10 protein-coding genes are annotated in these 11946 nt (G+C 74.6%); 7 read left to right on the forward strand and 3 right to left on the reverse strand.

The genetic code is table 11. The features are described 5' to 3' along the window. Positions 1–123: 123 nt before the first annotated feature. Positions 124–1335 carry a glycosyltransferase gene (locus ACZ5WK_RS39620; RefSeq protein ID WP_465555338.1) on the reverse strand — a complete coding sequence of 404 codons (1212 nt, stop codon included), beginning with the start codon at positions 1333–1335 and terminating at the stop codon, positions 124–126. 126 nt (positions 1336–1461) lie between these two features. Further along, a complete protein-coding gene (locus ACZ5WK_RS39625) occupies positions 1462–2601 on the reverse strand; it encodes a winged helix DNA-binding domain-containing protein (RefSeq protein ID WP_465555340.1) in 1140 nt (379 codons plus the stop codon). Between the two features lie 251 nt (positions 2602–2852). On the opposite strand from ACZ5WK_RS39625, the gene ACZ5WK_RS39630 reads away from it, so the two are divergent. The 6 genes from ACZ5WK_RS39630 (at position 2853) to ACZ5WK_RS39655 (ending at position 10284) form a co-directional block, all read left to right on the forward strand. After that, complete coding sequence (locus ACZ5WK_RS39630) at positions 2853–4511, forward strand: cation:proton antiporter (protein ID WP_465555342.1); 1659 nt, start codon at positions 2853–2855, stop codon at positions 4509–4511. 78 nt (positions 4512–4589) lie between these two features. After that, entirely contained in the window at positions 4590–6020 is a 1431-nt protein-coding gene (locus tag ACZ5WK_RS39635) for an NDP-hexose 2,3-dehydratase family protein (protein ID WP_465555344.1), read from the forward strand. Between the two features lie 130 nt (positions 6021–6150). Further along, a complete protein-coding gene (locus ACZ5WK_RS39640) occupies positions 6151–7299 on the forward strand; it encodes an acyltransferase family protein (protein WP_465555346.1) in 1149 nt (382 codons plus the stop codon). A 78-nt stretch (positions 7300–7377) separates the two neighbouring features. Further along, on the forward strand, positions 7378–8385 hold the full coding sequence (locus tag ACZ5WK_RS39645; RefSeq protein ID WP_465555348.1) for an NAD-dependent epimerase/dehydratase family protein: 1008 nt from the start codon (positions 7378–7380) through the stop codon (positions 8383–8385). Between the two features lie 84 nt (positions 8386–8469). Then, positions 8470–9579 carry a DegT/DnrJ/EryC1/StrS family aminotransferase gene (locus ACZ5WK_RS39650; RefSeq protein WP_465555350.1) on the forward strand — a complete coding sequence of 370 codons (1110 nt, stop codon included), beginning with the start codon at positions 8470–8472 and terminating at the stop codon, positions 9577–9579. Between the two features lie 102 nt (positions 9580–9681). Then, positions 9682–10284 carry a dTDP-4-dehydrorhamnose 3,5-epimerase family protein gene (locus tag ACZ5WK_RS39655; protein ID WP_465555352.1) on the forward strand — a complete coding sequence of 201 codons (603 nt, stop codon included), beginning with the start codon at positions 9682–9684 and terminating at the stop codon, positions 10282–10284. 151 nt (positions 10285–10435) lie between these two features. On the opposite strand, the gene ACZ5WK_RS39660 is transcribed toward ACZ5WK_RS39655, so the two are convergent. Beyond that, positions 10436–11392, reverse strand: a complete 957-nt coding sequence (locus tag ACZ5WK_RS39660) for a GlxA family transcriptional regulator (protein WP_465555354.1) — start codon at positions 11390–11392, stop codon at positions 10436–10438. A gap of 71 nt (positions 11393–11463) precedes the next feature. Here ACZ5WK_RS39660 and ACZ5WK_RS39665 point away from each other — a divergent pair, with 71 nt between their 5' ends. Beyond that, positions 11464–11796, forward strand: a complete 333-nt coding sequence (locus tag ACZ5WK_RS39665) for a cupin domain-containing protein (protein WP_465555356.1) — start codon at positions 11464–11466, stop codon at positions 11794–11796. Positions 11797–11946 lie beyond the last annotated feature (150 nt).

Below are 11946 nucleotides of genomic sequence, written 5' to 3' on the forward strand. Positions count from 1 at the left end.
CCCTAGGGCATTCATACAACCCCCCACCTCCGGGGTGGCTGCGCCCCCCCCCCCCCCCCACATGCCTTTGTGGGTGGGGTCCTTGTTGTTCCCCCCCCCCCCCCCCCCCCCACGGCGGCGTCGTCAGTCCCGCGGCAGGGCCCCGTCCGCCACCAGCCGCTCCAGCAGCCCGACCGCCTCGGCCGGCCCCGGCAGGCCGCGCAGCTCGGCGCGCAGCCGGGCGGTGTTCTCCCGGTAGCGCGCGTCCGCCAGCACGTCCGCCGCCGCCACGCGCACCGCCTCGGGGGTCAGCGCGGCCGGGTCGACGCAACGGCCGATCTCCAGCTCCTCGACCCGGCGGGCGTTGTCCGGGTGGTCCCCCAGGAACGGCACCACCACCTGCGGGATGCCGGCGTCCAGCGCGCCCACAACCGTGTTGAAGCCGCCGTGGGTGACCGCCAGCGCGCAGTGGGGCAACAGCAGGCTCTGCGGGATGTAGCGCTCCACCCGGGTGTTGGGCGGCAGCGGGCCGAGCTCGGCCGGATCGCTGTCCCGGTCGGTGGTGGCGATGACGTTCACCGGCTCGTCGGCGAACGCCGCCAGCACCTGGCCGAAGAGGCCGGGAAAGGCCCCCGGCACCCAGCGGTTCGCGATCGTCCCGAAGGTCACGTACACCGTCGGCCGGTCCGGCAACCCGGCGACCCACGCGGGCAGTTCCTCGCCCTCGGCGCGGTCGAACGGCATCGGCCGCAGCGCCCTGAGGGTCTGCGGGCGGGTCCGGCCCGGGTACAGGTACCCGGGCGGCGCGCAACTCAGTGTCAGGTGGCGGTGGAGCATCAGCTCCTGCGGGTCGGGCGCCAGCCCCGCCTCGGCCCGGACCTTCGCCAGCTCCTCGGCGATGAGGTCCTTCAGCGGGCCCATGTCGTAGAGCGGGGTGGTGTCCAGCGCCGCGTGCGGCACGCCGAGCACCTCGGCCGCCACCGCACCGCCCACCTCGTAGCTGTCGCGCACGATCACGTCCGGGCGCCAGCTCTTCGCGAGCTCCAGCAGGTCCGGGGCCATCCTGCGGGCCCGGACCCCGTACAGGATCCGGGCGATCGCCACCCGGTCCATCTCCACGCCGTGCGGCGGCAGGCCCCGGGCACTCTCCTTGATCCGCAGGAACTCGGCGTCGCCGTCGCCGTCCCGGCTCAGGCCCGCCGCGAAGCCGCGCAGTCCCATCGCCGTCACCTCCGGCAGCATCGAGCGGCCGGTGGCGAAGGCGACGTCATGGCCGGCCGCGCGGGCGGCTGCGGCCAGCGGGACCAGCGGGTGGAAGTGCCCGGGGGCCGGTGTCGTCGTGAACAGCACACGCATCGAGGGCTCCTCAGCAGTCGGTTGGCTGCTGTCTACCGCCCACCCGGGCGCACCCGCTGCTCAGTTGTGGCCAGTCGGCCGCCCCGCCCGCCGGCCCCACTCGCCGCCGGGGCGTGGGCCGGCGGCTCAGTCGCCCAGCACGACATGGGCCGGGCCGTCCGGCACGGCCACCGGCAGCAGCCGCTCGGCCTCCGCGACCAGCTCCGCCGTCACCGCGCGGCTGAGCTTCTGCAGGGGCGTGAGGGTCAGCACCGCCTCGCGCCGCTTGCGGTCCAGCGACCACACCCCGGCGACCGTTCCGTCCACCAGGAAGGTCGGCTTCAACTGCAGGTTGGCCTTGGCGTAGACGGCGTCCTTGTACTCCGGCGGCAGGATCCGGGCCCGCCGCTTGGGCGCGAACGCCAGCAGCGCGCTGTCGAACCAGGGCAGCAGCCGCACCGGAACCGGCTCCTCGGCCGGCGGGCGGGGCGCGTCCGGCAGGTCGTACAGCAGCCGTCCGTCCTCGTCCCGGAACACCTCCAACCGCTCGCCCAACGATGCCAGCAGCGCCTTCACCGGGGTGATCTTCGCGCCGATCCACTGCGCGACGTCGTCGGCCCCGGCCGGGCCGAACGCCCGCAGATGACGCAGGACCACCTCCTCCAGCGCCTCCTGCGCCTCCGGTAGGCCCTCCGCCGGCCGCGGCGCGGCGAGCACCCCCTCCGGGATGCCCTCCCCCCACACCCCGTCGGCGGGCGAGCGGACCAGCGCCACCGTCGACCGGAACGGCCGCCACTTGTACGTGCGTTGCAGCTCCAGCTCGGCCGGGTCGAAGGCCTCGGGGTTGGCGGCGACCCACTTCTCGACCCAGTCCGCGACCTCCTGCGGCGACCGCGCCGCCGACCCGGCGTACTCGGCCAGCCGCTCCCGCAGCCGGTCCGTCTGCGCGGCCGACTCCCCGCGCGTGCGGCGCCAGGTGTCGTCCCCGACCGCGACCACCACGGCCGCGTACGCGGCGTGCTGCTCCGGGGTCACCAGGTGCAGCGTGCGGCGCAGCAGCGTGCCGACCACGAGCTCGCGCCGCTCCAGCGCGGTGCGCACGCTGTCCGCGTCCACGCCCCGCACCCGGCTGAAGAGGGCGACCGGCAGCGCCGGCCCGTACTGCGCCTGGACGGCGCCGATGGCCTCGACCGCCTGCGGCAGCGGCAGGTCGAGCCGCTCGCGCAGCCCCTGCCGGGCCAGCAACGCACGGTTCAACGCACGGTCCGTCAACGTCTGCCCGCTCACGCCCCACCCCTTTGTCCTGCCGAAGTCCGCCTGGCCCGCCGAGGTCTGCCGAGGAATCGCAAGGTCCGGCAAGGTCTGCCAAGCGCTGCCGCCAGGCAGCCTAGTCGAGCGGCAGCGGGCCGGCGGCGGATCGCCACACCGGCCGCCGGGCGCGCCGGGGAATGCGCAATTGTGCCTATCCGGCGTCATTCCACGGCACCTAGGTTCTCGCCCGGACTCACCTGTTGGACACCGTGAGAAAGACGGACCCGATGAGTACGGACCGGCTCCGGAGAGCCAGTGACACCCCCCAGAAGAACACCACCGCGCGCCGGCGGCGCGTCATCGGCATCTGCGTCGCGCTGGCGGTGGTGCCGGCGGTCGTGAGCCTGATCGCCCTGCACCACGTTCAGGGCACCGGCGGCGGGGCCGCCCGGGTGGCCGGCGGCGCCCACGCCGATCCCACCGTGCACTTCCTGATCGCCGTCGTGGTGGTCCTGGGCGTGGCCCGGCTCGCCGGGCGGCTGGCCGTCCTGGCCGGCCAGCCGCCGGTGGTCGGCGAGATCTGCGCCGGCATCGCGCTGGGCCCCACCCTGCTCGGGCGCCTGTCCCCCGACGCCACCGCCTGGCTGCTGCCCGCCGGCGTCCTGCCGATGCTCAACGCCCTGGCCCAACTCGGCCTGGCGCTGTTCATGTTCGGCGTCGGACGGGAACTCTCCTCGGTCCGGCTGCGCGGGACGGGCAGCCGGAACCTGCTGGTCACCCAGGCCTCCCTCGCCGTGCCGTTCGCGGCCGGGACGGTGGCCGCGGTCGCGCTCGGCACCCGCTACCTCGGCCCCGCCCAGGACCCGCTCGCCTTCACGGTCTTCCTCGGCTGCGCGCTGAGCATCACCGCGTTCCCGGTCCTGGCCCGCATCCTCGAGGAACTGCGCCTGACCCGTACGCCGCTCGGGCGTCTGTCGCTGCTGGCCGCGGCCGTGGGCGACGCCGGTGCCTGGCTGCTGCTGGCCGTGGCCGTCGCACTGGCCCAGGGCAGCGCCACGGTGAGCCCGTGGGTCACCGCGGTCGGCGGCCTCGCCACCGCCGTACTGCTGCTCTGGCCGGTCCGCACGGCGCTGCGCCGCACCGCGCACCACCGGCTGGGCCGCACACGCGCGGCGACGGGCGCCGCGGAGGCGGCCGGTGACCGCACGGCGCCGGGCGACGGCGGCGCGGCCATCATCCTGCTGCTCTGCCTGGCCTGCGGCGCGGCCGCGCTGACCTCGGCCATCGGCCTGCACGCGGTGATCGGCGCCTTCCTCGCCGGTGCGGCCTACCCCACCGGGACACCGGCCCTGGACGCGGCCGCCGACCGGGTGGCGTCCTTCTCCGGCACCCTGCTGCTGCCGTTCTTCTTCCTCGGGTTCGGGCTCTCGGTCGACCTCGGGGCGCTGCCGCTGGACGGGCAGACCCTCCTGGCGGGCGGCGCGCTGCTGGTCGCCGCGGTGCTCACCAAGCTCGCGGCGGGCCTCTGCGCCCGGCCGGCCGGAATGAGCTGGCGCGACTCGGCCGGCCTCGGGATCCTGCTGAACGCCCGTGGCCTCACCGAGCTGGTCGTCCTCGGCATCGGCAAGCAGGCCGGGATCATCGACCAGCGGATGTTCGCCATCCTCACCGTCATCACCCTGCTGACCACCACCCTGCCCGTCCCGTTGCTGCGACTGCTCGGCCACGGCCGCCCGCAGCGGAGCGCCGCCGTTCCGGGCGCCGACGCGCAGGACGACGACGCGCGAAACGCCGACCCGCAGGACGCCGACGCTCCGGGCACCGATGCGCGGAACCCCGACGCGCAGGACGCCGACGTACCGAACGCCCTCGCGCCGCCCGCGGCGTCCCCGGACGGGGAGGCCCGCCCGCGGCCGCAGGAGAGCGGCGCCCGCCACGGGGCGTAGCGCCCCGGCCCGAGCCGTCCAGCCTCCACCGACCACACCCCGGCCGCCCCGGCCGCCCCACCCCGTTGCGGAGAAGCCATGGAAAAGCTGTCACCGCCCCTGCCGGCAGCCCGACCGCTGCCCGGCGGCGGCACACCCTCCCTCGCACAGCGCTTCATGCTCTCCCTCACCGCCCAGGACAGCCCGCACTTCCCGCTCAGCGACTTCCACACCTGGTACGCCGAGCGCTGCGCACGCCACTTCAAGGTCTCCCGGATCCCCTTCGACGCCCTCGACCAGTGGTACAGCGAGCCCGGCACCGGGAACCTGCGCCACCGCAGCGGCCGGTTCTTCTCCATCGAGGGGCTGCGCGCCGAGGACGGCGACCGCCCCACCCCGGGCGATGCCCGGCCGATCATCATCCAGCCCGAGATCGGCACCCTGGGCATCCTGGTCCGGGAGTTCGGCGGCATCCTGCACCTCCTGATGCAGGCCAAGATGGAGCCCGGCAACATCAACACCGTGCAGCTGTCGCCGACCGTGCAGGCGACCCGCAGCAACTACACCCAGGCACACGGTGGTTCGGCCGTCCGCTACCTCGAGTACTTCGCCCGGCCCGGCCGCGCCGACGTCCTGGTCGACCTCCTGCAATCCGAACACGGCTCGTACTTCCTGCACAAGCGCAACCGGCACATGGTCGTCGAGACCACCGAGGACGTCCCCGGGAACCACGACTTCCGCTGGCTCACGCTCGGCCAGATCGGCCGCCTGCTCCGGCAGGAGCACCTCGTCAACATGGACTCCCGCACCGTGCTGTCCTGCGTCCCCATCGACTCGCAGGGCCTCGTCCCGTCCGGCGTCCACGGCGCCGGCGCGGCCGTCCTGCAGTCGCTGAGCCCCACCGCCCGGCCCCGGCACACCCTGGACGAACTCACCCGCTGGCTCACCGACATGCGCGCCGGCGCGCCCGGCTCCGCCCGCCGGGTGCCGCTCGCCGACACCGAACAGGCCGGCTGGATCCGCACCCCCGACCGCATCGCCCACCGGGAGGGCGGCCCGTTCGCCGTCATCGGCGCCCAGGTCGAAGCGGACAACCGCGAAGTGGCCTCGTGGTCCCAGCCCCTGCTCGAACCGACCGGCACCGCCGTCCACGCCTTCCTCACCACCCGCCTCGACGGCGTCCTGCACGTCCTGGTGCAGGCCCACGAGGAGGCGGGCTCCCTCAACGGGCCCGAACTCGCCCCGACCGTCCAGTGCCTTCCCGGCGAGACCTCCCCCTACCTCGACGAGGTGCTCCGCGCCCCCGCCGCCCGGGTGCACTACGACGTCCTGCAGTCCGAGGAAGGCGGCCGCTTCCACCACGCGCAGAGCCGCAACATGCTCGTCGAGGCCCCGGAGGGGTTCCCCGTCGAGCAGCCCCCGCAGTACCGGTGGGCCACCCTCGACCAACTCGCCCGGATCACCCGGTTCGGACACCACGTCAACATCCAGGCACGCACCCTGCTCGCCTGCCTGCTCAGCACCGCCTGACCCGCCCGTGCCGCCCCGGTGCGTCCGGCACCGCGTGCCGGCCCCGCCCCGCCCGTCCGCCGTCACGCCGCCTCCCCGCGTCCGCCGTCCCCCCGCCGGGGCGGCGCGGTCTCCCGAAGGAAACCAGCCCATGACCGAGCACCCCGCGAGAACCACCGCCGCCCCGGCGTCCAGACTCGACACCCTGACCGGCCTGCGGTTCGCCGCCGCACTGCTGGTCTTCCTCTACCACGGCTTCGTCGAGGTCGGGTTCGTCAGCGGCACCACCGGCGAACACCTGCACTCGGCCATGGAACGCGGCGGCAGCTACGGCGTGGGGTTCTTCTTCGTCCTCAGCGGCTTCGTCCTCACCTGGTCCCAGCGCAACGGCGCCCCGCGGGGCCTGTTCCTGCGCCGGCGCCTGGCCAAGATCTTCCCCAACCACCTGGTCACCTTCGTGGCGGCGATGCTGCTGACCGCCGGCACCGGCACCGCCCTCGGCGTCAGCGGGTGGCTGCCCAACCTGCTGCTCCTGCAGTCCTGGTGGCCGGACCCGCTGGTCTCGTCCTCCGGCAACCCGGTCAGCTGGTCGCTCTCCTGCGAGCTGCTGTTCTACCTCGCCTTCCCCCTGCTGCTGCCGGCCGTCAAGCGCATCCCGCGGCGCGCCCTGTGGCCCGCGACCGCGGCCGTGGTCGCCCTGTGCGCCGCCGCCGCCCTGACCGCCCGCTACGTGATCTCCAACGAACCCGCCCTGCCCTACCCCGGCTTCGAATCGATGTCCTTCCACCAGGTGTGGTTCGTCTACTTCTTCCCGCCCGTACGGATGCTGGACTTCCTGCTCGGCATCCTGCTGGCCCGACTCGTCCTGACCGGCCAGTGGGTACGCGTCGGCCTGCTGCCCGCCCTCGCCCTGGCCGTCGCCGGCTACCTGGTCTCCACCTACTCCTCCTACCTGCTGGGCGTCGGCGGCCTCGCCTCCGTCTGGGTGGGCCCGCTGATCGCCGCCTCGGCGACCGCCGACACCCGCGGCACGCCCTCCCTGCTGCGGACGCCGCTCTGGGTGCGGCTGGGTGAACTGTCCTTCGCCTTCTACATGGTGCACTACCTCGTCCTCACCCAGCTGCGCAAGGCCCTCGGCCCGGAGTGGACCTCCTCCACCGGTGTCGAGCTGCTCGTCCTCCTGCTCGGCCTGGCGCTCTCCCTGGGCCTGGCGTGGATCCTGCACACCCTGGTCGAACGCCCCGTCACCCTCCTCGCCGGCCGCCGACGGCCGGCCGCGCTGTCCGCCACCGCGTCCTGACCCGCCCCGACGGTCCGCCGCCCCCAGGCCCCGGGGACGGCGCCCGCGGCCGCGGCCGAACGAAGGAACCAGACACCCATGACGGCCCCCCTCCCCGGCCCCGACGAGGCCCCGCTGATCACCGTGCTCGGTGCCTCCGGCTTCGTCGGCTCCGCGGTCACCGCCGCGTTCAGCCGCCTGCCCGTCCGGCTGCGGGCCGTGGCCCGCCGGCCCAGCACCGTCCCCGCCGGCACCGCCTCCACCGAGGTGCGCAGCGCCGACCTCACCGACCGCACCGCCCTGGCCGAGGCGGTGGCCGGCTCGGACGTGGTCGTCTCGCTCGTCATGCACACCGGCGGATGGCGCGCCGCCGAATCCGGCGACGACCCGCAGACGGTCAACGTCGGCGTCATGGCCGCCCTGACCGAGGTGCTGGGCGACCAACCGCCCGGCCGGCGGCCCCCGCTGCTCCTCTACTCCGGCGCCGCCTCCCAGATCGGAGTGCCGCAGACCGAGCCGATCGACGGCAGCGAACCGGACTACCCCGCGACCGAGTACGACCGCCACAAGCTCCGCGCCGAACAGCTCCTCAAGGAGGCCACCGCCGCCGGAGCGGTCCGCGGGGTGAGCCTGCGCCTGCCCACCGTCTTCGGCGCGGCGACCGCGCCCGGGGCCGACGACCGGGGCGTGGTCTCGTACATGATCCGGCGGGCCCTGGCCGGCGAACCGCTCACCCTGTGGCACGACGGCACCGTGCGCCGCGACCTGCTCTGCGTCACCGACGTCGCCGCCGCCTTCACCGCCGCCGCCCGGCGACCGCACCCGCTGGTCGGCGGCCACTGGCTGCTCGGCTCCGGCCACGGCGAACCGCTCGGCGACGTCTTCCGCACCATCGCCCGCCTCGTCGCCGCCCGCACCGGCCGCCCCCCGGTCCCCGTGCTCTCCGTCGCCCCGCCCGACCACGCCCCCGCCACCGACTTCCGCAGCGTCACCATCGACTCCTCCGCCTTCCGCCACGCCACCGGCTGGCAGCCCGGGGTGCCCCTGGAACAGGCCCTCGCGGCCACCGTCGACGCCCTCGCCGGCACCGCCGGCCGGCCCGGCTGACCCCCGGCACGCCACCGCGACCCCCGCCCCGGCCGGGTATCCGCCCCGGGGCGCCACCACCGAGAGAACGGACCGACAGGACACATGACCATCCGGGTGTGGGACTACCGCCAGGAGTACGAGAACGAGCGCGCCGACCTCCTCGACGCCGTCGACCAGGTCTTCCGCTCCGGACAACTCGTCTTCGGTGCCAGCATGCGCGCCTTCGAGGACGAGTTCGCCGCCTACCACGGCGTCGACCACTGCCTGGGCGTCGACAACGGCACCAACGCCGTCAAGCTCGCCCTTCAGGCCCTCGGCATCGGCCCCGGCGACGAGGTCATCACCGTCTCCAACACCGCCGCCCCCACCGTCCTGGCCATCGACGGCGCCGGAGCCACCCCCGTCTTCGTCGACATCGACCCGGACACCTACCTGATGGACACCGGTCAGGTCGCCGCCGCGATCACCGGCCGCACCCGGGCCCTGCTCCCGGTCCACCTCTACGGCCAGTGCGTCGACCTCGCGCCCCTGGAGGAGCTCGCCGCCGCCCACGACCTCAGGCTCGTCGAAGACTGCGCCCAGGCGCACGGCGCCCGCCGGCACGGCCGCGTCGCCGGCTCGACCGGTGACGCGGCGGCCTTCTCCTTCTACCCGACCAAGGTCCTCGGCGCCTACGGCGACGGCGGCGCCGTCCTCACCCGCGACCAGGGCACCGCCGAACGACTGCGCCGGCTGCGCTACTACGGCATGGCCGAGCGCTACTACGTCGAACAGACCCCCGGCCACAACTCCCGCCTCGACGAGGTCCAGGCCGAGATCCTGCGCCGCAAACTCCGCCGCCTCGACCACTACACCGCCGCCCGGCGCGCCGTCGCCGACCGCTACCGCGAGGGCCTCGCCGACACCGGCCTCGTCCTGCCCGCCACCGCCCCCGGCAACGAACACGTCTACTACGTCTACGTCGTCCGCCACCCGCAGCGCGACGCCGTCCTGGAGGCCCTCAAGGCCCACGACATCGAACTGAACATCAGCTACCCCTGGCCGGTCCACACCATGACCGGCTTCGCCCACCTCGGCCACGGCCGGGGCTCCCTGCCCGTCACCGAACAGCTCGCCGGGGAGATCTTCTCCCTCCCGATGTACCCCACCCTCACACCCGACGTGCAGGACCGGGTCATCGACACCCTCCGCGAGGTCCTCCGGAAGCTCTGACGCCGCACGCGCCCCGCGCATCCGCCTGCCCGGCCTGCCGACCCGGCTGCCGACCGGCCCGCCCCGCCTGCCAACCGGCCCGCCCCGCCTCCAGGAGACGACATGGAAGCACGCAAACTCGCCGTCGACGGCGCCCTCGAGTTCACCCCCCGCATCTTCCCCGACGACCGCGGACTGTTCGTCTCGCCCTTCCAGATCGCCGCCTTCACCGAGGCGACCGGCCTCCCCGCCTTCCCCACCGCGCAGAGCAACCACAGCCGCTCCCGCCGCGGAGTCGTCCGCGGCGTGCACTTCACCACCACGCCCCCCGGCACCGCCAAGTACGTGTACTGCCCGCACGGCGAAGTCCTCGACATCGTCGTCGACCTCCGCATCGGCTCACCCACCTACGGCGCGTGGGACTCCGTCCTCCTCAACCCCCGTACCTTCAAGGCGGTCTACTTCCCCGTCGGGGTGGGGCACGCCTTCATCAGCCGGGCCGAGGACTCCGTCGTCTCCTACCTCCTCACCCACCCCTACGTGGCCGAGCACGAGCAGGCCGTCTCCGTCCTCGACCCCGAACTCGGCCTCCCCGTCCCCACCGACACACCTCCGATCCTCTCCGACCGCGACGGCGTCGCCCCCACCCTCGCCGAGGCCCGCGCCGCCGGACTCCTCCCCCGCTACGCGGACTGCCTCGCCATCGAGGAGGCCCTCCGCCGGTAGGACGCCCGGACGGCAGGTCCGTCGCCGCACGGCCGATGCGAGGACAGCTCCCCCTGCGGGGTGGCCCTCCCCGGCCCGTTCGAGCCGGGCCACGCCGACCAGGCCGCTCGTACCAGGCCGCTCCTACCGGACCGCTCCTGCCGGACCGCTCCTACCGGGCTTCGCCGAAGGCCCGCCGGTAGGCGCCGGGGGTGGTGCCCAGGGCGGCCCGGAACCGGTGGCGCAGGTTGACCGCGGAGGCGAGGCCCACCCGGGTGGCGATGGCCTCCACCGGCAGGTCGGTCTGTTCCAGCAGGACCCGGGCCGCCTCGATCCGCCGGCGCAGCAGCCACTGGCCGGGGCTGACGCCGAGCTGCTGGTCGAAGCGCCGGGCGAGGGTGCGACTCGACAGCCCGGCGTGCTCGGCGAGCCGGTCGAGGGTCAGCCGGGTGCCGAGCCGGGAGGAGGCCCACTCCAGCAGGGGTGCCAGCGACTCGTCGACGGCCCGGGCGGGCTCGGGCCGCACGGCGTACTGGAGTTGGCTGCCCTCCCGGTGCGGCGGCAGCACCATGCTCCGGGCGACCTGGGCGGCGTACGCCGCGCCGTGGTCGGCGCGCACCAGGTGCAGGCACAGGTCGATGCCGGCCCCCGTCCCGGCGCTGGTCGCCACGTCGCCGTGGTCGACGTACAGCACGTCCGGGTCCACCTCGACGCCGGGAAACGCCGCGGTGAGCTGGTCGGTGCGGCGCCAGTGGGTGGTGGCGCGGCGGCCGTCGAGCAGTCCGGCCTCGGCCAGCAGGAACGCCCCCGTGCAGATGGCCACGATCCTGGCCCCGCGGCGGTGGGCGTCCCGCAGCGCCGCCACGACCGCCGCGGACACCGGGCCGCCGGGCGGCTGCCACCCGGGGACGATCACGGTGTCCGCCTCCGCCAGGGCGACCAGCCCGGCGTCGACGAGCATCGCGTACCCGGCCGTGGTCGCCACCGGCCCGGGGCGCTCGGTGCACACCCGGAAGTCGTAGCGCACCGGCACCTCCGGGCGGACCGTGCCGAAGACCTCACTGGCGCAGGCGAGTTCGAAGGGCGACTGGGGCTCGTTCAGCAGGGCGACCACGCGATGACGGCTCATGGCAGGAATATATCCATGGATGTCTTTCCAGACTCTCGAAGGCGTGCACCGGCCTGCCGCAGAGTGGCCGCATGAGCGAAACCCATGACGTCACAGCACTGAAGACCACCGTCCAGGTCGACCACGTCGAACCGGCCGACGTCGCACCCGGGATCGTGCGCCGCCGGCTGCCGGCGACCGAGTACGCCCGCGGCTGGCTGATCGACTTCGCCCCCGGGACGGAGTGGCCGGAGGTCGACGTCCACGCCGCGGAGGAGCGCTACTACGTACTGAGCGGCGAGGTGATCGAGGGCACCGAACATCACGGCCCCGGCACCTACGTCGTCTTCGCCCCGGGCAGCAGTCACCGCCCCCGCACCCACACCGGCGCCCGCATGCTCGGCATCACGGTCATGCCCCGCTGACCCACCCCGCAGCGGATGCCGTGGGTGGGGGGGGGGGGGGGGGGGGGTCGGGGGGGGGGGGGGGGAAGGGGGGGGGGGGGGGGGGGACGGGGGGGGGGGGGGGGGGGGTTCGGTTCACGGGTCTTCTCCTGAGAGTCGGCAAGGCATGCC

The sequence above is a fragment of the Kitasatospora sp. NPDC032757 genome (genome assembly GCF_055579305.1).